This is a genomic window from Brachybacterium atlanticum, assembly GCF_025669985.1.
GTDB lineage: Bacteria > Actinomycetota > Actinomycetes > Actinomycetales > Dermabacteraceae > Brachybacterium > Brachybacterium conglomeratum.
Window position 1 is genome coordinate 29,083 of the sequence record NZ_JAKJJW010000027.1, and the last position, 18,565, is coordinate 47,647.

Below are 18,565 nucleotides of genomic sequence, written 5' to 3' on the forward strand. Positions count from 1 at the left end.
ATGCCGAACCGGTCCGCGCGAGCGCACCCCGCCCGCCCCGGCGACTCGCGGGATGGCCGCAGGTCGAGGCCGTCCCGTCGACCTCAGGCGGTGTCGTGCGTGGCGATGAGCGAGACCGCCACGAGGAACAGGGCGATCGCGCCGAATCCCGCGCCGGCACAGGCGGGCAGCGCGCGGTGCTCCAGACCGCGGTCGTGGCGGCTGACCCCGACATATCCGAGGGCGACGGCGGCGAGGCCCGGCGGCACGGCGAGCACGTCGCCGAAGATCGGGATCAGGGCGCAGAGCAGCGCGATCAGGCCGAAGGCGAGGGAGAGGTCCCCGGGGGAGCGCCGCCCGCGTCGGGGCGGACGGGCATCGTCCATGCTTGCATCGTAGAGGGGAGTGCGCGATCTCCTCCGGGTGCCGCACCTGCTCGCGGTCCTGCTGGGCACTGCGCGGTTGCTCGGCCCACCGGACGTGCGTCAGACGGTGCTCGCGCTGGCGGGCCGTGCTCGCGGCACCTGGGGAGAGCAGTGCGCTCCGCGGGGACGAACAGGTACGCCGCGGCATGCCGGACGCGGGAAGGGCCGACGGCGAGGGGGCACGGGATGAACGCACTGCGAAGGGTCGAAGGAGACGAGCCGCACCGCATCCGTCTCATGTGGGACTACGCCCTGATCTTCGAGTGGGCGGATGTCGAGCTGGACGACCTGCCAGACCTCGAAGAGGTGCTCCCCATCGACCTCATCTCACGGATCCACGCGTGGGGCGAGGAGATGGAGGGGGCGTACGGGGAGCTGTACCTCGAGGATCCTCCGCCGGTCGCGTCGGAGCTCGCGGCGCGGCTGGAGTCCGAATACCGAGGGTTCCGTCGCGAGATCCGCGGGCTCGGGTTCGAGCTCGATCGAGAAGCTGATCGCTGGCCGTTCGACGTGCAGCTGTCGAACCGCTTCCGCGGCACCGCGCCGGGCACCCCCTGACCTCACTCCAGCGGGTTCTCCTGCGGAGGCAGCGCCGCGACCAGCGGGTGGTCCTTCTCGATGACGCCCATCTTCGCCGCGCCACCGGGTGCTCCGAGCTCGTCGAAGAACTCGACGTTGGCGTTGTAGTACTCCGCCCACTCGTCCGGGGTGTCGTCCTCGTAGAAGATCGCCTCGACCGGGCAGACCGGTTCGCAGGCGCCGCAGTCCACGCACTCGTCCGGTTGGATGTAGAGCATCCGGCTGCCTTCATAGATGCAGTCGACGGGACACTCGTCGACGCAGGCGCGGTCCTTCACGTCGACGCAGGGCAGGGCGATCACGTAGGTCATCGGAGACGGTCCTCCCAGGAGCGGTGGGGCGGTGCGGGCTCTTCCCGCGGTGCTGCGAGCACCGTAGGATCTCAAGTGCACTTGAGGTCAAGGCGGAGGGAGGGGGATGCTCGTGAATGCGCCCCACGAGCCCGAGCAGCTCATGACCATCGGTGAGATGGGCCGACGCACCGGCGTCGCCGCGAGCGCCCTGCGCTACTACGAGGACCTGGGGCTCATCGCCTCCGTGCGCACCGCCGGGAACCAGCGACGCTACGCCCGGCACATGCTGCGCCGCGTCTCCCTGGTCTCGGTCGCCAAGCGCCTCGGGATCCCGCTGGCCGACGTCGGCGCCGCCTTCGGCGACGTCCCCATGGACCGCACACCCTCCCACGCCGACTGGCAGCGGGCCTCCCGCCGCTGGCGCCGCACCCTCGAGGAGCGCCGACGTGCGATCGAGCGGCTCGAGCATGAGCTCACCGGCTGCATCGGCTGCGGCTGCCTCTCGCTGAAGGCCTGCGCGCTGCTGAACCCCGACGACGCGCTCGCCGCGACCGGCGCCGGGCCCCGCCGGCTCGAGGACGCCATCGAGGACGACGAAGGAGACGACGGCGGCGACGAGCGGACGTGAGTGCGGGGCGGGCGGCCGACGCCGCGCAGTCGCGCGAGACGGCCGCCGAGTGCGGGGCGTCGGCCGCCGGGCCGCCGCGCGCCGGTCCACAGCCGTCCGCTGATGGCGACGTATGACGCCCCGGTTTGCCCTCAAGCGGGCTTGAGGTTCTATGGTCGAGCTGTTGCTCGTCGGGCGGACCGGTGGGGTTCGACGAAAGGAAGGACTGATCATGGCTGAGTACACGCTTCCCGATCTCGATTACGACTACGGCGCGCTGGATCCCTCGATCTCGGGGAAGATCATGGAGCTGCACCACTCCAAGCACCACGCGACCTACGTCAAGGGTGCGAACACGGCGCTGGAGAAGCTCGCCGCGGCCCGCGAGGCCGGGGACTTCGGGTCGATCAACCAGTTCTCGAAGGACCTCGCGTTCAACCTCGGTGGTCACACGAACCACTCGATCTTCTGGAAGAACCTCTCGCCGGAGGGCGGCGACAAGCCGACCGGCGAGCTCGCGCAGGCGATCGATGAGTACTTCGGCTCGTTCGACTCCTTCCGTGCGCACTTCACGGCGGCGGCGCTGGGCATCCAGGGCTCGGGCTGGGCGGTGCTCGCCTACGAGCCGATCGGCGGGAACCTCGTGATCGAGCAGTTCTACGATCAGCAGAACGGTGTGCCGGTGGCGACGATCCCGCTGTTCCAGCTGGACATGTGGGAGCACGCCTTCTATCTCGATTACCAGAACGTGAAGGCGGACTACGTCAAGGCGATCTGGAACATCGTGAACTGGGCCGACGTCCAGGCCCGCTTCGAGGCCGCGCGCTCCTCGGCGTCCGGTCTCGTCGTGCCGCAGGCCTGATCCTTCGGGCGTCGTGCCCTGAACACTGCTGGCTCCGGCCCGTGTCCCCTGACGCAGGGGACGCGGGCCGGCGTCATGCCGGGGATCCCCGCACAGCCGCGTCCTGCGTCGCGCGAACTCGCTCGCGCCGATCCGGCAGGCCGCCGACACCCCGTCCGGACCAGGCCTCCTGCAACCCGTCCGAGGACCCTCCTGATGTCGGGGACGCGCTGGAGTAGGGTCACCGGCACCTCGCCGACGCACGGCGGCCCGGACCCGTCGTGCGGCGGCGTCGGCATGTCCGGGGGCGGCGGGACCCGCGCGGCGCCGTGGCTCAGGCGGCCGGGTCCTCCACCCGGCCGTCGCGCAGGGTGATCACCCGGTCCGCGTCCTCGGCGAACTCTCGGTCGTGGGTGACCATCACGGTCGCGACCTTCAGCTCGCGGGTGATCCCCACCAGCAGGTCCACGACCTCGCGGGAGCGCTCGTGGTCCAGGGCGCTGGTCGGCTCGTCCACCAGCAGCACCGCCGGATCGGTGAACAGAGCGCGGGCGATGTTGACCCGCTGGCGCTGACCGCCGGAGAGCTCGTGCGGTCGACGGTCCGCGTACTGGCCCATCCCGACGCGCTCGAGCATCGCCTCGGCCCGGTCTCGTTCGGCGCGGAGGCGCCGGCCGCGCACTCCGGCGAGGTGCTTCGTGACCAGCAGCTGGTCGCGCACGGTGAGGGCGGGCAGCAGGTTCGGCTGCTGGAAGACCACGCTGATCCGGTCGCGGCGCATCGCGGTGCGGCGCTTCTCGTCCAGCGCGGTGAGGTCCCTGCCCTCGATCAGGACGCTGCCGGAGCCCGGGACGACGAGCCCCGCGGCGACGCTGAGCAGGGTGGACTTTCCCGAGCCGGAGGGGCCGAGGATCACCGCGAACTCGCCGCGGGCCACGTCGAGGCTCGCCTGGTGCAGCACGGTGTTCAGGCGCTCGCTGCCGTCGGGGTTCCGGCCGTCGGGGTAGGTGACGGTGACGTCCCGGGCCGAGAGCGCGGGGGCGGTCGTCGTGGTGTCGGGGGCGACGTTCCTGGCGGTGGTGGTCATGGGGTTCAGTTCCCTCCGAGGGCGAGCAGCGGATCGACGCGGGTGACGCGCCGGGTGGCGAGGACGGAGCCGAGCAGGCCGATCACGAGCACCCCGGCGACGGGCAGCAGCACGGTCACCGCCGAGGACTCGAACGGGGCGACGGCCGCGAGCGCCGCACCGCCGGCCCCGCCGACGATGCCTCCCACCGCCGCGCCGACGGCGAGCAGGATCGCGGCCTGGCCGACGGTGTCGCGCAGGACGTAGCGGGCGGTCGCGCCGAGGGCGCGCAGCACGGCGATGTCGCGGGTGCGCTGGATCGTCCAGACGGACAGGAAGGCGATCGTGACCAGGGCGGAGATGCCGTAGAGGAAGGCCTGGATGAGGGTCAGCGAGCCGTTCTCCGAGGAGTAGGAGGGCAGCGCGGCGAGTGAGTCGGAGACGCTCACGGCGCGGGTGCCGGAGTCCCAGGCGGCCTGCTCGACGACGGCGTCGTCCGGACCGGCGCCGTGGACCAGCAGGGCGGAGCCCGCGGTGTCCTCGGCCTGGTGGGCGAGGTCCTGGAAGGTGGTGACGTCGACGTAGCCGACGGGGGAGTGGGAGTACCAGGAGGTCGGGGCGGTTCCGGTGACGGTGAGGTCCTGGCCGTTGACCTGCACGGTGTCCCCGGCCGTGACGCCGAGGTCGGCGGCGACGTCCTCGGGCAGCAGCGCCTCACCCGGGGCGGGCGCCGAGGGCAGCGCCTGCGCGGCCTCGCCGTCGGGGGCGATGCCGAACAGGGCCAGCGAGGTCACCGCCTCGCCGGCCTCGATGCGCATCTGGCCGACGGACAGCGGCTCGGCGGTGATCCCGTCGGCCGCCTCCCAGGTCGAGGCCTGCTCGGTCGAGACCTGCGAGTCGGACCAGGAGATCTCGTCGCCGAGGGTGGGGGTGAGCACGACCGCGTCGGCCGGCAGGTCCTCGATGGCGGAGATGTTCTGGTGGGCGAGACCGCGGGTGAGGCCGGTCAGCAGCACCAGCAGCAGGGTGAGCAGGGCGATCACCCCGATCATGAGGGTGAATCGACCCTTGGCGTGGACGATGTCCTTGAGTGCGACGAACATGGCTCCATGCCATCGCGGATCCCGCCCCGCGACATCGCCTGTGCGGGATGGTCCCCGCTGACCCGAAGGACGAGCGCCGAGTCGTCCTTTCGGACGATGCCGTGAGCGGGGGTGCGCGGCGGGCCTGCCCATAGAGTGTCGAGGGTGAACGCAGAGCCAGTCCCGGAGCAGGAGTCGGACCGTCCCCGGATCGGGGAGGACCGGGCGCCGACCGGCACGCCCGTGTCGTCGGCCCGGTCCGCGCCTGCGGTCGAGCCCGCACCGGGGGCCTCGCACCGGCCGGCGGACGATCCCGCGCCGACGGGCGACACCTCCACCGCCCTCGCCGCCACCCTGCGCGGCGCGATGCACATCGCGTTCCTGGTGCTGCCGGTGGTGGGCGCGGTCCGCGCGATCACGGCCGACGGCGTCCCCGCGCCGCTCGCGATCCTGTGCGCCGCCGTGCTCGCCGGGATCTACCTGCTCGGCTCGCAGCGGGCCCTGCGCCGCGGCGACGCCGGACGCGCGGACACCACCGACCTGCTGCTCCCGTCGGCGCCGTGGGTGCTCGCGCTGACCGCCGCCTGGATGGCGACCACCTTCGTCTCCCCGTCGTTCGTGTGGATCGCGTTCACGCTGTTCTTCCTGGTCCTGTTCGCGCTGGGACCCGTCGGCGGGCCCCTCGCGCTCGCGCTGGTGACCCTGTGGGCGATCGTCTCCCCGGTGCTCGGGCGGGACGAGGACCTGCTGGGCGTCGGCGAGATCCTCGGACCGCTCATCGGCGCCGTGTTCTCCCTGGTCGCGCACGCCGTCTACCGGCGCCTGCTGCGCGAGACGGATCGCAGCCGGGTGCTGGTCGCGCATCTCCGCGCCGCCCAGGCCGAGCTCGCCGACTCCGAGCGGAGGAAGGGCGTGGCCGAGGAGCGGCAGCGCCTGGCCAGCGACATCCACGACTCCCTCGCCCAGGGCCTGAACTCGATCGTGATGCTCTCCCGCGCCGCGGGCGCCGCTCACCCGTCGGCCGCCGAGGAGTTCTCCCGCATCGAGGGCACCGCCCGCGAGAACCTCGCCGACGCACGCGGCCTGGTCCGCGATCTCGCGGACCGCGCCCCGCGCACCACCCTCGAGCAGGCGCTGCGCGAGGTGATCGCCCGTGTCGAGGCGCTCGGCGGGCCCACCCGCTGGGAGCTGCGGATCGACGGGACCCCGATGGAGCTCGCGCCCGAGCAGGTCGAGACCCTGCACCGGGCCGCGCAGTCCCTGGTCGCGAACGTGCAGCGGCATGCCCAGGCGCAGCGCTGCGTGCTCACGCTGGCCTGGTGGCCGGACCGGGTGAGCCTCGACGTGGTCGACGACGGGCGCGGCTTCGACCCGTCGGCCGTGGGTCGGGCGGCCGGCGGCGCTGCCACCGGCGACGCCGCGCGCACCGCCCCCGCCGCCCGCTCGGCGGACGCCCCCGCCGCCGGGCCGGCCTCCGCCACCCCTGCCCCCGATCGCACCGAGGGCGGCGACGGGCTGCGCCTGCTGCGGGCGCGGATGGACCGGGCCGGGGGTACCGTGACGATCGACTCGACCCCGGGGGAGGGCACCTCCGTCGGCCTGACCCTTCCGCTGCGCGACCAGGAGGCCCGACCGTGAGCATCCGCCTGATGATGGTCGACGACCACCCCGTCGTCCGCACCGGGCTGCGCGCCCTGCTCGAGGCCGATGCGGAGGTCGAGGTCGTCGCCGACGTCGGCTCGGGCGACGAGGCGCTGCAGGCGCTGGACCGGCTGGTGACCACCGGCGAGGGCGTCCCCGACCTGGTGCTGATGGACCTGAACCTCGGCGACGGGATCGGCGGGATCGAGACCACGCGGAGACTCCGTGCGCAGCACCCGGGCGTGCAGGTCCTCGCCGTGACCACCTTCGACGCGGAGGCCGACGTGGTCGGTGCGCTCGAGGCCGGCGCGACCGGCTATGTGCTCAAGGACGCGCCCACCGAGGCGCTGCTGGACGCTGTGCGCGAGGCCGCTGCCGGACGCTCCGTGCTCTCCCCCGAGGTGCAGCAGCTGCTGGTGCGGCGCATGGCCGAGCCCCGCACCGCCCTGTCACCGCGCGAGACCGAGATCCTCGAGGTGCTCGCGACCGGTGCGACGAACCGCGAGGCGGCCAAGCGCCTGTTCATCTCCGAGTCGACCGTGAAGACCCACCTCGTCCACCTCTACGAGAAGCTCGGCGTCGAGAGCCGCACTGCGGCGCTGCGGGTGGCGCGGGAGCGTCGGCTGATCCGCTGAGGGGCGGACGACGGCGGGTCACGCCGGAAGCAGGGCGCCGGAAGCAGGGAGTGCCGGCGGCTCCTGACCGTCGGAGGTGGCGTCTGCGCAGGTCGCAGCCGTGGACGCCCGGGTCGGCCCCAGGGGCTGCGCCCTATCCTGAGCAGCTGCGCCCGCCCCGGGGCGCCCGTGGACGGAAAGAGGTGGCCCCGTGCGCACCGAGATGACGCGATCGCTGGGAGTGGCCGGCATCGTGCTGATGGTGGTCGCCGCCGCGGCCCCGATCACCGTGGTGGTCGCGAACTTCCCGCTGATCCTGCTGGAGTCCGGGAGCATCGGCGCGCCGCTGATGATCCTCGCGGCCACGCTCATCCTGCTGCTCTTCGCCGTCGGCTTCACCTGGATGACCCCGCACGTCCCCGACGCCGGCGCCTTCTACGCCTACGTCCACCAGGGCCTCGGCCGCCGGGCCGGCCTCGGCACCGCGGCGGTCGCCCTGCTCAGCTACGTGCTGCTGACCGTGTCGATGACCTGCTATCTCGGCGTGCAGGCCGGGAACCTGCTCACCCTGTGGACCGGGATCGAGCTGCCGTGGTGGCTGATCTCCGCGGTGATGATCGCGGTGGTGGGCGTGCTCGCGCATCGCCGCATCGACCTCTCCGCCGCGGTGCTCGGCGTGGTGCTGGTGCTCGAGATCCTCGCGGTGCTCGCGATCGACCTCGGCGTGCTCGCCTCCGGCCGCGAGCTCACCCCGGTCCCGTTCAGCCCCGCCGAGGCGCTCTCGGGCGCGCCGGGGCTGGGCCTCCTCTTCGCGTTCCTGGGCTTCTTCGGCTTCGAGGCGACCGCCGTGTTCCGCCACGAGGCCCGCGACCCGCTGCGCACCATCCCGCGCGCCACCTACGTCGCGGTGCTGCTGATCGGCGTGCTCTACACCGTCTCCTCGTGGCTGGTGATCTCCGGGCTCGGCGCCGAGGACGCCCTCGCCGCCGCCGCGGCGAGCCCCGACTCGGTCGTGGTCGCGCTCGCCGGTGACGTGGTCGCGCCGATCATGCGCGACGTGACCCAGGTCCTGGTCGTGACCAGCATGTTCGCGTGCATGCTGGGGTTCCACAACATCGTCGCCCGCTACCTGTTCACCCTCGGTCGGCGCGGGGTGCTGCCCTCCGCGCTCGGGCAGGTGCACCCGGTGCACCGCGCCCCCTCCCGCGCCTCGCTCACCGTCACCGGCATCACCGCCGCGATCGTGCTGGTCTCGGCGCTCGCGCAGCTGGACCCCGTGGTCGAGATCTACACCTGGTACTCGGGCCTCGGCGCGATCGGGGTGATCGCGATGATGGCGCTGACCGCTCTCGCGGTGCTCCGCTTCGGCGGCCGACGGGCAGGCGCGATCACCCTCGTCGCGACCGGGCTCGGCGGGCTGGGCCTGTTCGTCGTGCTCGGCATCTCGCTGGCGAACTTCCCGCTGATGGTGGGCGGGACCGTCGCGGCGATCGTGTGCGCCGCGCTCCTCGTCGGCGCCTTCGTGCTCGGTGCTGTCGCCGGCCCGACGCGCAGCACCGGCGCCCCCGAGGACGGGGACGCCGGTGCGGAGATGACCGTCGGCGAGACGACTGTCGACGACGAGGCGCCGGTGGGCGGCGCGGACGAGGACCCGGGGCTCACCACCGATGGGCGACGTCGATGACCAGGCGCGAGCCGTCACCGGGTCCGTCGAGCACGAAGGCCCGCATCGGGAGCCGGGCGCGGACGCCGAGCCCGATCAGGGTCTGCCCCTCGAAGCTGCCGGTGAAGGCGACCTGGCGGAAGGTGCGATAGCCGGTCACGTCCACCGCGCGCGACGGGGTGCGCGGCGAGTAGGTCGCTTCGCCGCGGTCGTCGTAGGCCGCGGCCTCGACGAGGACCTGCAGGTCCGCCGCGCCCGAGAGCTGGACGACCTGCCCGGAGCCGAGCTGCTCCACACGGCTCACGTAGGAGACGGAGTACCCGGTGGCGGTGCCGTCCAGGTCCACGACGAGCCGGTCGAAGCAGTCGTGGCGGCCGGAGCGGAGGTTCTCGACCTGGGCCGAGGTGGTGGCGGTGACCGATTCGGGGAGCGACCCCCAGCGGATCCCGCAGTACGGCGCGGCCGACGCGGTGGCCGGGGCGACGGCGCCCAGTCCCACCAGCAGCGCGCCCGAGGCGAGGACGGACAGGATTCTCTTCTTCACGGCTGCCTCCTCCAGGCGACGGCGAAGGCCACGGCGGCCAGGGCCGTATGACGGGATTCTCCGCTCCCGCGGGGACGCGTTCCAGTGACCGGCAGGTCATGACGACCGAATCGTGATCTAGGGATGACCTGCGGGAGCGGAACTATCCGCAGCCATCGCGTCGGCCGGTGCCGAGGGTGATCGACACCTGATGCCCGATGGACGGCACGAGCGGCTGCAGGCGGCGGACTTCGGTCCCGCATGTCGGGGCCGAGGGGCTGGCACGATGCCCCGTATGACAGCCCTCGTCGCCTATGCGACCCATTCCGGAGCCACCCGCACCCTCGCCGAGACCCTCGCCGACGCCCTGCGCGGGGCAGGTCTCGACTGCGAGCTCGTCGACATCGAGGACGCGCCGGACCCGGCCGGCTACGACGCCGTGGTGCTCGGCTCGGGCGTGCGCGTCGAGTCCATCGAGAAGAGCGCCGCGAACTGGGCGAAGCAGCACGCCGCGGCCCTCGCGACCAGGCCCTTCGCCTTCTTCTCCTGCTCCGGCTCCGCCGCCGACCCCGCCAAGGGCGGCAAGCAGAAGGCGACCGACGCCTTCCTTGCGACCCTCGACCACGCCCCCGTCGCGACCGCGAACTTCCCCGGCTGGGTGCTCATGGACCGCATCCCGCTGCACGAGCGCGTGCTGCTGAAGTCCATGCGCACCCCCACCGGGGACTTCCGCGACCTGCCCGCCGTCGCGGCGTGGGGGAGGGAGATAGCGCCGCTGCTGCAGGGCTGACCTGCAGTGACGATGTCCTACGCCGGTAGTACAATGCGGTCATGACGACGATCAGCAAGCGCGAGCTCAACCAGCAGACCGCCGCGGTGCTCGCTCGTGTCACCGACACAGAGGACGTGGTCGTGACGGAGCGGGGCGTGCCGCGGTGGAGAGTCAGCAGCGCCCGAGAACCCGAAGGCGTGCTGGCGAGGCTCGAGCGGCAGGGGAGATTCACCCCTGCGCGGTCGACGCCGTCCCCGTGGCCGTCGCGGGTCGGCGGGCCCGTGTACACCACGAGTGAGGCGGATGCGTTCCTCGCCGAGATGCGCGGCGATCACTGAGTCATGAGCAGTGACCTCGTCTATCTCGACTCCTCTGTCGCCCTCCGCACGATCCTCGATGTTCCGGAGCGCACGCACGTCCAGTCCTGGATGGACCGGGCCGGGACTCTCGTCTCCTCCCGCCTGCTCCGCACCGAGGTGGTGCGCGTCCTCCGCCGTGAGGGACGGTCCCTCGTCGACGGGACGCCACTCCTGGATCGGGTGGGACTGCTCGAGATCGGGCGCGACACGCATGCCGTGGCCGAGTCCATCGAGCGCCACGTGAAGACTCTCGGTGCGCTGCACCTCGCCACTGCGCTGCTCCTGGGCGAGCCGGTCGTCGTCGCCACTCATGACAGGACGATGAAAGACGTCGCGGCGCATCTCGGGCTGGAGGTCCTGGACCCTGTCGATCGCGTCGGATGATGCCGAATCGACCGTTCCGTCTTACTCATCCTTTCCGCACGACCCGCAGGAACAGCTCATGGAAGCGTGTCTCGCCGGTGGACTCGGGGTGGAAGGCGAGACCCATGACCCGGCCCTGCCGCGCCGCGACCGCGCGGCCGTCCGGCAGCGCGGCGAGCAGCTCCGCGGCCGGGCCGATCTCCTCGATCAGCGGGGCGCGGATGAACGCGGCCCGCACCGGCGCCCCGTCGGCCCGCGGCCCCTCGAGCGCGGGGATCACGAGATCCGTCTCGAAGGACTCCGTCTGCCGGCCGAAGGCGTTGCGGCGCACGGTCACGTCCAGCCCGCCGAAGGTCTCCTGACCGGGGCCGCCGTCCCGCAGCCGCGCGGCCAGCAGGATCAGCCCCGCGCAGGTGCCGAGCACCGGCAGGCCCTCCGCGATCACCTCCCGCAGCGGCTCGCGCAGCCCGGTGATCCGGGCGAGGCGATCGATGACCGTCGACTCCCCGCCGGGGATCACCAGGCCGTCGACCACTGCGAGCTCGGCGGGTCGCCGCACCGCGGTGACGTGCGCACCGAGCTGCTCGAGCATACGAGCGTGCTCGCGCACGTCGCCCTGCAGGGCGAGCACCCCGATGCGCGGGCCGGAGGTCGCGCCCCCGCTCACCACCCGCGCTCGGCGAGGCGGTGCGGGGCGGGGAGGTCGGCGACGTTGATGCCGACCATCGCCTCGCCGAGGCCCCGCGAGACCTCCGCGATCACGGCGGCGTCGTCGTAGGAGACCGTCGCGCGCACGACGGCGGCCGCGCGCTTCGCCGGCTCGCCGGACTTGAAGATCCCGGAGCCGACGAACACCCCGTCGGCCCCGAGCTGCATCATCATCGCGGCGTCCGCCGGGGTCGCGACCCCACCCGCGGTGAACATCGGCACGGGCAGCGCCCCCGCCTCCGCGACCTCCTTGACCAGCGCGTACGGAGCCTGGAGCTCCTTCGCGGCGAGGTAGAGCTCGTCCTCCGAGCGGGCGGACAGGGCCCGGATCTCGGCGTTGATGGTGCGGATGTGCTTCGTCGCCTCGGAGACGTCGCCGGTGCCGGCCTCCCCCTTGGAGCGGATCATCGCCGCGCCCTCTGTGATGCGACGCAGCGCCTCCCCGAGGTTCGTCGCCCCACACACGAAGGGCACGGTGAAGCGGTGCTTGTCGATGTGGTGGACGTAGTCGGCGGGGGAGAGCACCTCGGACTCATCGATGAAGTCCACGCCGAGCTCCTGCAGCACCTGCGCCTCGACGAAGTGGCCGATCCGGGCCTTGGCCATCACCGGGATCGAGACCGCCTCGATGATCCCGTCGATCATGTCGGGGTCGGACATGCGCGAGACGCCGCCCTGGGCGCGGATGTCGGCGGGGACCCGCTCGAGCGCCATGACGGCGACGGCGCCGGCGTCCTCGGCGATCCTTGCCTGCTCGGGGGTGACGACGTCCATGATCACGCCGCCCTTGAGCATCTCGGCGAGGCCGCGCTTGACGGTGCCGGTGCCGGTGGAGGGGGCGGCGCTGGTGGACGGAGTGGGGGCAGGGGCGCTCATGGGAGCTCCTTCGCAGCTCGCGCGGCGCGGGCCGACGGCTCCTGACACCGCGACCCTCCCTGCACCACTTTGATCTAGGCCAAAACGTAGCACGGCGTCGCGCGGGTGTCTTCGGGGGTCCACAGGGCGGGCGGGGCTCGGGCCGGGGCTGGCAATGCGAAGAGTGGCGCCCAGCGCGGAGGGAGCTCGTCTACGCGGAGGGAACCGGGCTGAGCGCAACTCTTCGCAGTCGCCCTTCTGAGAGGACCCGTCTCCACCCCGGCCGCCGTCCGACGCTCGCCCTAGACTCAGGCGCGTGGAGACCCCCTCGACCGCGCAGATCACCGGTACCACCGCCGCAGAGATCGCCGGCAGCGTGCGCGACCTGGTCGACCGCGGCGAGCTGGTCCCCGGCGACCTGCTCCCGCCGGTGCGCGCCCTCGCCGAGCAGCTGGGCGTCAACCGCAACACCGCCGTCGCCGCGTACCGGAAGCTCGCCCGCGACGGCGCCGTCGTCGCACAGGGCCGGGCCGGGACCCGCATCGCCGGACCGCAGGCCGTGGCGCAGGAGGGCTTCGCCGCCCCGGATGCGCTCAGGGACCTCACCGGTCGCGCAGGCTCCGCAGTTCCCGGCGGACTCGGCGGGCCCGACGCTCCCGGCGGACTCGGCGGGCCCGACGCTCCCGGGGGACTCGAAGCTCCCGGCGACGCCGCGAGAGCAGGCCGCGGCACAGGAGGCGTTCTTGCGGGAACGCTCCGCGACCTGGGCAGCGGCAACCCCGACCCCGCCCTCATCCCGGACCTCGCGCCCGCGCTCGCCGGCGCCGTCGGCCGCCCGGTGCTCTACGGCGAGCCGGTGATCGATCCAGGCTTCGAGGCCTGGGCGCGGGACTGGGTCGCGCCCGACGTGCCCGGCGGCGCCGATGTCGATCTGACGCTGACCAGCGGTGCCGTCGACGCGATCGAGCGTCTTCTGGCCCAGGCGCTCGTGCGCGGCGACGCCGTGGCGCTGGAGGACCCGTGCTTCCTGGCGAGCATCCAGACCGTCCGCCACGCGGGCTACCGCGCGGTGTCCGTCCCCGTCGACGACGAGGGCATGACGCCGGACGGGCTGCGCGCCGCGCTCGAGGTCGGAGCCCGCGCCGTGGTCCTCACTCCTCGAGCCCAGAACCCCACGGGCGCCTCGCTCAGCCCACGCCGGGCCGAGGAGCTGCGCGCCGTGCTCGTCGACCACCCGTACGTGCTCGTCGTCGTCGACGACTACTTCTCGTTCCTGTCCCGGCGGCCCTTCCGTTCGCCGCTGCCGGCCGGGCACCGCCGCTGGGCGCTGGTGCGCTCGGTCTCGAAGTTCCTCGGCCCCGACCTGTGCCTCGCGGTCACCGCGACCGACCCCCAGACCGCCGGCAGGCTCGCTCTGCGGCTCAGCCCCGGCACCACCTGGGTCAGCCACCTCCTGCAGCGACTCGCCCACGGGGTGCTCGCCGACGACGCCGCCCGCGCCCTGATCGAGCGGGCCGGCGAGCACTACGCAGCCCGGAACGCGCAGGTCGCCGCGCTGCTCACGGCGCAGGGACTGCCCGTCGAGGCGGCCGACGGGATGAGCCTGTGGCTCCCCGTCCCGCCCCCCGACCGAGAGATCGCGGCGGAGCTCGCCCGCCGAGGATGGCGGGTGCGCACCGGGGGCGAGTTCCGCCTCGCCCCGGGCGGGCACGGCGTCGAGGCCTCCCGGCACCTGCGCCTGACCGTCCACGACCTCACCGACGCCGAGGCGCAGCGGTTCGCGACTGATCTGGCCGACGCGGCCGGGGCGGGGCCTGCTGCGGCCGACGTGCTGCGCGAGGGGGCCGGCAGAGCGTAGGCCGAGCGGCCGAGCGCCCGACAGGACACGCTCAGCGCGTCCGCTCGATCGTGCCGACGATCGTCTCGCTGATCTCCCGCAGTCGGCGGAGCTGCTCGGGATCGAGCGGATCGATCGCGAGGTCGAGCACCTCGGCGGCGTGCCCCGGCGCGGTCGCCACGACCTTCTCGAAGCCCGCGTCGGTGAGCACGGCGAGGGTGGTGCGTCCGTCGGCCGGGTCGGGCAGGCGCTCCACCCAGCCCTTCGCCTCCAGGCGGGTGACCACCTGGGAGAGGCGCTGGAGGCTCGAGTCCGCGCGCACCGCGAGCTCGCGGAGGCGCAGACGGCGCTCCGGCTGCTCGGAGAGCTGCGAGAGCACCTGGTAGTCGAAGTGGGTGATCCCGGCATCGCGACGCAGCTGGGCGTCGAGCGCCGCGGGCAGCCGCACCAGGAGGCTCGTGAGAGCCCGCCAGGTGGCCTGCTCCTCGGGCGTCAGCCAGCGCGGGTCCTGGTCGGTGGTCATCCGTCAGATCCTACGGGCCCCGGGGCGAGCATTGGCCGCCGCCGCGGCCGCGTGACTAGGATCGACGGCGACCGTGACCGCTCCGACGACGGAGAGCACCCATGTCCCTGCAGGACCCGTCGACCGCGCTGCGCGTCGGCATCGTCGGCACCGGGGGGATCTCCCGTGCCCATCTGCCCGGCTGGCAGGCGCTCGGCGCCGAGTTGCACTGCACCAGCCCCGAGGGCGCCGAGGCGTTCGCCGCCGAGGCCGGTGCGCGCGTGCAGCCGGACCTCGATGCGCTGCTCGCGGCGGTGGACGTGGTGGACGTCTGCACCCCCACCCCCTCGCACCCCGGCATCGTCCGCGCCGCGCTCGACGCAGGGAAGGACGTGCTCTGCGAGAAGCCGCTCGCGCTGACCGGCGAGGAAGCGCGAGAGCTCGTCGCGCACGCCGAGAACGTCGGCCGCCGGCTGTTCCCCGCGCACGTCGTGCGCTGGTTCCCGCAGTACGCCGCCGCGAAGCGCGCCGTCGACACGGGCGCGATCGGCACCCCCGCCGTGCTGCGCTTCGAGCGCACCGGCGCCCTGCCGGACCGGGACTGGTACGCCGACGAGGAGCGCTCCGGCGGCATCGTGATGGACCAGATGATCCACGACATCGACCAGGCGCTCTGGCTCGCCGGCGACGCGGAGTCGGTCCACGCCCGCCAGCAGGTCGCCGCCTCCGACCCGACTGTGCGCACCGCCCACGTGGTCCTCACCCACCGCTCCGGCGCGCTCAGCCACTGCCGCGGCTTCTGGGGCCCGGGCGGCACCCGGTTCCGCTTTACCTTCGACCTCGCCGGCGACCGCGGCCGCCTCCGGTACGACAGCGCCGCCGACGCCGGCATCACCTTCGACGACGTCGCCTCCGCCCGGCAGGCGAGCGGCGACGGCTTCCTGCCCGACGTCTCCACCATGGAGGACCCCTACGCCGCCGAGATCGCCGAGTTCGCCCGCGCGGTCACCGTCGGCGGCACCACCCGCGTCGAGGCGGCCGACGGCGCCCGCGCCGTGGAGGTCTCCCGCGCCGCCCTCGACTCCCTGCGCACCGGACGGAGCATCCCATGCTGAACGCCCCAGGTCAGGACCCCGCGAACGCATCGGCCGACGCACCGCTGCGCGTGGCGCTGATGAGCTGCGCCCACACCCACGCCTTCTCCTACGCGGCGCTGCTCGAGGCCCGAGCCGACGTGGACCTCGTCGTCGCCGACCCCGACGGCTACGGGGACGTGCGCGGGGTGCGGGTCGTCGGCAGCTACCAGGACGCCTGGGAGGCCTGGCCGGAAGGCCCCGACGCCATCGTCGTCACCAGTGCGAACGCCCACCACCGCGAGCTCGTGCTCGAGGCCGCTCGCCGCGGCGTGCACGTGCTGTGCGAGAAGCCGCTCGCGACCACCGTGGCGGACGCCGAGGAGATGCTCGCAGAATGCCGTGAGGCGGGCGTGGTGCTGATGACCGCCTTCCCCGTCCACTTCTCGCCCGCCGTCCAGGCGCTGCGCGCCGCGGTCGCCGACGGCGCCCTCGGCGAGATCGTCGGCCTCACCGGCACGAACAACGGCAAGCTCCCCGCGGGCCGCGACTGGTTCACCGACGTCGAGCTCGCCGGCGGCGGCTCGCTCGTGGACCACACCGTGCACCTCGCCGAGATCCTCGACTCCGTGCTCGGGGAGCCCGAGAGCGTCCACGCCGTCTCCAACCGGATCCTGTACGCGGACCGTGCGGGGGAGGGCGCCGAGACCGGCGGGCTCGTCACCCTGACCTATGCCTCCGGCGTCGTCGCCACGATCGACTGCTCCTGGTCGATGCCGGCCGATGCGCCGACCTGGGGCGGGCTCACCCTCCAGGCCCTCGGCACGGGGGGCCAGCTCCAGATCGACGCCTTCGCCCAGCACGTGGGCGGGCCCGGCCAGTGGCTGCCCTACGGCACCGACCTCGACGCCCTGCTGCTGGACGCGTTCCTCGACGCGGTCCGCGGCGGCGAGGCCGCCGCGCCGACGGGCGAGGTGGGGCTGCGGACCGTCCGCGTCGTCGCCGCCGCGCAGGAGTCGGTGCGCACCGGGCGGCCGGTGGCGCTCGCGGGATGAGGGGAGCGACGCCGGGGATCGTGCGGTGCTGCGAGACCAGCGGTGCTGAGGGCCGCACGGGGCCGGGGCGTGAGGTGCCGGGCCGCAGCGATCCGTCGGCCCCTCAGCCACACTTCCTATAGGGTGCCGGTCGAGCGGGTGCGTCGCCGGGAGCGTCCCGCCCGTGCGACGATCGACGCCGCCGGGACAGGCGATGACGCAGGGCCCGGGAAGAGAGGGGAGTGCTGTGATGGCTGTGCGACGGCAGGTGCTGCGCGCCGAGGTCGAGGAGCTGATCCTGCAGCGGCTGCTGGAGGCCCGCTGGCCCCCGGGGGCGCGGCTGAGCATCGACGGGCTGGCCCGCGACCTGGAGGTCTCCCCGACCCCGGTGCGGGAGGCGATGGTGTCCCTAGAGCGCTCCGGGCTGGTGGAGTACGTGGCGCTGCGCGGGTACGTCGTCGCGCCGATGCTCGACGCCGAGCAGATGACAGAGCTGCTCGATGCCCGACGCGTCGTCGAGACCGCCGCGCTCGGCCGGGCCTTCGAGGACGTGGAGGCGCTGCTCGCCGCCCTCGAGGAGGCGCACGCCGCCCACGGCGCCGTCATCGCCCGGATCGAGGCTGCCGGCGAGGTGAGCATCGAGCTGCTCCAGGAGCACTTCCACGCCGACTGGTCCTTCCACCAGGCCCTCTTCGACCACTCCGGGAACCGCTACCTCTCCACGATGGTCGAGACGGTCCGCGCCCACACCCACCGCATGCGGCAGACCTGGGTGGGCGGCCCCGCCGCGCTCGACGTCCACGAGGCCTACACGGAGCACGGAAGGATCCTCGAGAAGGTGCGCCGCCACCACCACGACGGGGCCCTGCATGCCCTGGATGAGCACCTCGCCGCCGTTCTCGAGCGCTCCCACGCCGTCGCCGAGGCCGAGGAGTCCGGCGGCACCGCGAAGGGCTAACGGGCCGCGATCTCAGCGGTCGGCGGCCGGATCCGCCGACGGCTCCGAGAAGCGGGCGCGCAGGAACTCCGAGTGCACGTCGAGGGTGCGCGAGACGCCGGAGACGACCTCGTGCTCGAGCCGGTCCAGGCGCCCGTCCAGCACAGCGAGCTGCTCGTCGATGCGCTGCAGGTTCCCCGCCGCGCGGGCGCGGGTGTCCTCCGTGGATCCGGGGGTCAGGAAGCCGACCGTGTCCTCGAGCGCGCCCACCAGCTCGGGGACGTAGCGCTCGGTCATGCCCTCCAGCAGCATCACGTCGGGGTCCGAGGCGCGACGGGACTGCAGCGCCGCCGAGCCCAGCAGCGCGTCGACCCGCAGCAGGAGGGTCTCGGCGCGGTCCAGCAGGCGCTTCTCCGTCGGCCCCTGGATCCGGCGCCGCATCCGATGGATGCGCCGGCGCTGCTGGGTGGAGTCCTTGACGATCTTCTCCAGCATCGCCCGGGTGCCGGAGGAGATCTCCTCCGCGGAGCGGCCCAGGCGCGTCGGCCTCGGTCGACGATTGCGCAGCAGGAAGGCGCTGCCGCCGCCCGCGACCGCGGCGATGCCGAGGCTCGCCAGGAACGGGGTGAGCAGACCGGCCCCGCCCACCAGGGCGCTCACGCCGAGGAGCATGAAGCTGCTGATCCCGAGCACTCCCGCGAGCACCACCGGCACGCCGACGGTCAGCCAGCGCCCGCGCCTGCGGGGCAGCGAGACCGAGCGGGAGCGCGGGGCATGGACCGTGCCCTCGAGGGGTGCGGTGCCGGCGGCCC

At 73.4% G+C, this 18,565-nt stretch carries 22 protein-coding genes; 13 read left to right on the forward strand and 9 right to left on the reverse strand.

What is annotated here, in order from left to right:
* Positions 1-83 precede the first annotated feature (83 nt).
* Positions 84-365 carry a hypothetical protein gene (locus tag L3K22_RS12615; RefSeq protein ID WP_263311672.1) on the reverse strand — a complete coding sequence of 94 codons (282 nt, stop codon included), beginning with the start codon at positions 363-365 and terminating at the stop codon, positions 84-86.
* Between the two features lie 225 nt (positions 366-590).
* Between L3K22_RS12615 and L3K22_RS12620 the strand changes: the two genes are divergently transcribed.
* Positions 591-962: a hypothetical protein gene (locus L3K22_RS12620; protein WP_263311673.1), complete on the forward strand. Its 372-nt coding sequence runs from the start codon at positions 591-593 to the stop codon at positions 960-962.
* Between the two features lie 2 nt (positions 963-964).
* Here L3K22_RS12620 and fdxA read toward each other — a convergent pair whose 3' ends face one another.
* Positions 965-1,294 (reverse strand): ferredoxin, encoded by a 330-nt coding sequence (gene fdxA / locus L3K22_RS12625; protein ID WP_010551989.1) that lies wholly within the window; start codon positions 1,292-1,294, stop codon positions 965-967.
* 106 nt (positions 1,295-1,400) lie between these two features.
* On the opposite strand from fdxA, the gene soxR reads away from it, so the two are divergent.
* Positions 1,401-1,904 carry a redox-sensitive transcriptional activator SoxR gene (gene soxR / locus L3K22_RS12630; protein ID WP_263311674.1) on the forward strand — a complete coding sequence of 168 codons (504 nt, stop codon included), beginning with the start codon at positions 1,401-1,403 and terminating at the stop codon, positions 1,902-1,904.
* A 211-nt stretch (positions 1,905-2,115) separates the two neighbouring features.
* Positions 2,116-2,745, forward strand: a complete 630-nt coding sequence (locus L3K22_RS12635; RefSeq protein WP_010551987.1) for a superoxide dismutase — start codon at positions 2,116-2,118, stop codon at positions 2,743-2,745.
* Positions 2,746-3,058: 313 nt separating this feature from the next.
* Here the strand turns inward: L3K22_RS12635 and L3K22_RS12640 are convergent, their stop codons facing one another.
* Both L3K22_RS12640 and L3K22_RS12645 read right to left on the reverse strand, forming a co-directional pair.
* Positions 3,059-3,811 (reverse strand): ABC transporter ATP-binding protein, encoded by a 753-nt coding sequence (locus tag L3K22_RS12640; protein ID WP_263311675.1) that lies wholly within the window; start codon positions 3,809-3,811, stop codon positions 3,059-3,061.
* A gap of 5 nt (positions 3,812-3,816) precedes the next feature.
* Positions 3,817-4,893 (reverse strand): ABC transporter permease, encoded by a 1,077-nt coding sequence (locus L3K22_RS12645; protein ID WP_263311676.1) that lies wholly within the window; start codon positions 4,891-4,893, stop codon positions 3,817-3,819.
* 144 nt (positions 4,894-5,037) lie between these two features.
* Here L3K22_RS12645 and L3K22_RS12650 point away from each other — a divergent pair, with 144 nt between their 5' ends.
* From L3K22_RS12650 to L3K22_RS12660, 3 genes are all read left to right on the forward strand, one after another.
* A complete protein-coding gene (locus L3K22_RS12650) occupies positions 5,038-6,510 on the forward strand; it encodes a sensor histidine kinase (RefSeq protein ID WP_263311677.1) in 1,473 nt (490 codons plus the stop codon).
* Positions 6,507-7,148: a response regulator gene (locus tag L3K22_RS12655; protein WP_308445941.1), complete on the forward strand. Its 642-nt coding sequence runs from the start codon at positions 6,507-6,509 to the stop codon at positions 7,146-7,148. The genes L3K22_RS12650 and L3K22_RS12655 overlap by 4 nt, the downstream gene beginning before the upstream one ends.
* Before the next feature lie 190 nt (positions 7,149-7,338).
* Complete coding sequence (locus L3K22_RS12660; RefSeq protein ID WP_263311678.1) at positions 7,339-8,811, forward strand: APC family permease; 1,473 nt, start codon at positions 7,339-7,341, stop codon at positions 8,809-8,811.
* Here the strand turns inward: L3K22_RS12660 and L3K22_RS12665 are convergent.
* A complete protein-coding gene (locus L3K22_RS12665; protein ID WP_263311679.1) occupies positions 8,786-9,334 on the reverse strand; it encodes an AMIN-like domain-containing (lipo)protein in 549 nt (182 codons plus the stop codon). The genes L3K22_RS12660 and L3K22_RS12665 overlap by 26 nt on opposite strands.
* A 274-nt stretch (positions 9,335-9,608) precedes the next feature.
* Here L3K22_RS12665 and L3K22_RS12670 point away from each other — a divergent pair, with 274 nt between their 5' ends.
* Genes L3K22_RS12670 through L3K22_RS12680 form a run of 3 tightly spaced genes read left to right on the forward strand, consistent with a single transcriptional unit; the run spans position 9,609 to position 10,828 of the window.
* Positions 9,609-10,103: a flavodoxin domain-containing protein gene (locus tag L3K22_RS12670; protein ID WP_263311680.1), complete on the forward strand. Its 495-nt coding sequence runs from the start codon at positions 9,609-9,611 to the stop codon at positions 10,101-10,103.
* A 41-nt stretch (positions 10,104-10,144) separates the two neighbouring features.
* The gene (locus tag L3K22_RS12675; protein ID WP_263311681.1) at positions 10,145-10,423 is read left to right on the forward strand and encodes a type II toxin-antitoxin system Phd/YefM family antitoxin; all 279 of its coding nucleotides are present in this window, start codon (positions 10,145-10,147) and stop codon (positions 10,421-10,423) included.
* Between the two features lie 3 nt (positions 10,424-10,426).
* On the forward strand, positions 10,427-10,828 hold the full coding sequence (locus L3K22_RS12680) for a PIN domain-containing protein (protein ID WP_263311682.1): 402 nt from the start codon (positions 10,427-10,429) through the stop codon (positions 10,826-10,828).
* Between the two features lie 25 nt (positions 10,829-10,853).
* On the opposite strand, the gene pdxT is transcribed toward L3K22_RS12680, so the two are convergent.
* Both pdxT and pdxS read right to left on the reverse strand, forming a co-directional pair.
* Positions 10,854-11,474 (reverse strand): pyridoxal 5'-phosphate synthase glutaminase subunit PdxT, encoded by a 621-nt coding sequence (pdxT, locus tag L3K22_RS12685; RefSeq protein WP_263311683.1) that lies wholly within the window; start codon positions 11,472-11,474, stop codon positions 10,854-10,856.
* Entirely contained in the window at positions 11,471-12,391 is a 921-nt protein-coding gene (gene pdxS, locus L3K22_RS12690) for a pyridoxal 5'-phosphate synthase lyase subunit PdxS (RefSeq protein ID WP_263311684.1), read from the reverse strand. Before pdxS ends, pdxT begins: the two co-directional genes overlap by 4 nt.
* Before the next feature lie 295 nt (positions 12,392-12,686).
* Here pdxS and L3K22_RS12695 point away from each other — a divergent pair, with 295 nt between their 5' ends.
* Positions 12,687-14,228 (forward strand): aminotransferase class I/II-fold pyridoxal phosphate-dependent enzyme, encoded by a 1,542-nt coding sequence (locus L3K22_RS12695; RefSeq protein WP_263311685.1) that lies wholly within the window; start codon positions 12,687-12,689, stop codon positions 14,226-14,228.
* A gap of 31 nt (positions 14,229-14,259) precedes the next feature.
* On the opposite strand, the gene L3K22_RS12700 is transcribed toward L3K22_RS12695, so the two are convergent.
* Positions 14,260-14,730 (reverse strand): MarR family winged helix-turn-helix transcriptional regulator, encoded by a 471-nt coding sequence (locus tag L3K22_RS12700; protein ID WP_263311686.1) that lies wholly within the window; start codon positions 14,728-14,730, stop codon positions 14,260-14,262.
* Positions 14,731-14,831: 101 nt separating this feature from the next.
* Here L3K22_RS12700 and L3K22_RS12705 point away from each other — a divergent pair, with 101 nt between their 5' ends.
* From L3K22_RS12705 to L3K22_RS12715, 3 genes are all read left to right on the forward strand, one after another.
* Positions 14,832-15,824, forward strand: coding sequence for a Gfo/Idh/MocA family protein (locus L3K22_RS12705; RefSeq protein WP_263311687.1), 993 nt, complete (start codon positions 14,832-14,834; stop codon positions 15,822-15,824).
* The gene (locus L3K22_RS12710; protein WP_263311688.1) at positions 15,818-16,837 is read left to right on the forward strand and encodes a Gfo/Idh/MocA family protein; all 1,020 of its coding nucleotides are present in this window, start codon (positions 15,818-15,820) and stop codon (positions 16,835-16,837) included. The genes L3K22_RS12705 and L3K22_RS12710 overlap by 7 nt, the downstream gene beginning before the upstream one ends.
* 229 nt (positions 16,838-17,066) lie before the next feature.
* Positions 17,067-17,774, forward strand: a complete 708-nt coding sequence (locus L3K22_RS12715) for a GntR family transcriptional regulator (RefSeq protein WP_263311689.1) — start codon at positions 17,067-17,069, stop codon at positions 17,772-17,774.
* A gap of 12 nt (positions 17,775-17,786) precedes the next feature.
* On the opposite strand, the gene L3K22_RS12720 is transcribed toward L3K22_RS12715, so the two are convergent.
* On the reverse strand, positions 17,787-18,565 hold a 779-nt coding region (locus L3K22_RS12720), incomplete at its 5' end, for a hypothetical protein (RefSeq protein WP_263311690.1).

Excerpts from the sequence above, each read along its gene's own strand:
- L3K22_RS12680 (WP_263311682.1), top strand. The coding sequence starts at position 10,427 with ATGAGCAGTGACCTCGTCTATCTCGACTCCTCTGTCGCCCTCCGCACG.
- L3K22_RS12700 (WP_263311686.1), bottom strand. The coding sequence starts at position 14,730 with ATGACCACCGACCAGGACCCGCGCTGGCTGACGCCCGAGGAGCAGGCC.
- soxR (WP_263311674.1), top strand. The coding sequence starts at position 1,401 with ATGCTCGTGAATGCGCCCCACGAGCCCGAGCAGCTCATGACCATCGGT.
- fdxA (WP_010551989.1), bottom strand. The coding sequence starts at position 1,294 with ATGACCTACGTGATCGCCCTGCCCTGCGTCGACGTGAAGGACCGCGCC.
- L3K22_RS12715 (WP_263311689.1), top strand. The coding sequence starts at position 17,067 with ATGGCTGTGCGACGGCAGGTGCTGCGCGCCGAGGTCGAGGAGCTGATC.
- L3K22_RS12615 (WP_263311672.1), bottom strand. The coding sequence starts at position 365 with ATGGACGATGCCCGTCCGCCCCGACGCGGGCGGCGCTCCCCCGGGGAC.
- L3K22_RS12705 (WP_263311687.1), top strand. The coding sequence starts at position 14,832 with ATGTCCCTGCAGGACCCGTCGACCGCGCTGCGCGTCGGCATCGTCGGC.
- L3K22_RS12710 (WP_263311688.1), top strand. The coding sequence starts at position 15,818 with ATGCTGAACGCCCCAGGTCAGGACCCCGCGAACGCATCGGCCGACGCA.
- L3K22_RS12675 (WP_263311681.1), top strand. The coding sequence starts at position 10,145 with ATGACGACGATCAGCAAGCGCGAGCTCAACCAGCAGACCGCCGCGGTG.
- L3K22_RS12645 (WP_263311676.1), bottom strand. The coding sequence starts at position 4,893 with ATGTTCGTCGCACTCAAGGACATCGTCCACGCCAAGGGTCGATTCACC.
- L3K22_RS12620 (WP_263311673.1), top strand. The coding sequence starts at position 591 with ATGAACGCACTGCGAAGGGTCGAAGGAGACGAGCCGCACCGCATCCGT.
- pdxS (WP_263311684.1), bottom strand. The coding sequence starts at position 12,391 with ATGAGCGCCCCTGCCCCCACTCCGTCCACCAGCGCCGCCCCCTCCACC.
- L3K22_RS12635 (WP_010551987.1), top strand. The coding sequence starts at position 2,116 with ATGGCTGAGTACACGCTTCCCGATCTCGATTACGACTACGGCGCGCTG.
- L3K22_RS12640 (WP_263311675.1), bottom strand. The coding sequence starts at position 3,811 with ATGACCACCACCGCCAGGAACGTCGCCCCCGACACCACGACGACCGCC.
- L3K22_RS12670 (WP_263311680.1), top strand. The coding sequence starts at position 9,609 with ATGACAGCCCTCGTCGCCTATGCGACCCATTCCGGAGCCACCCGCACC.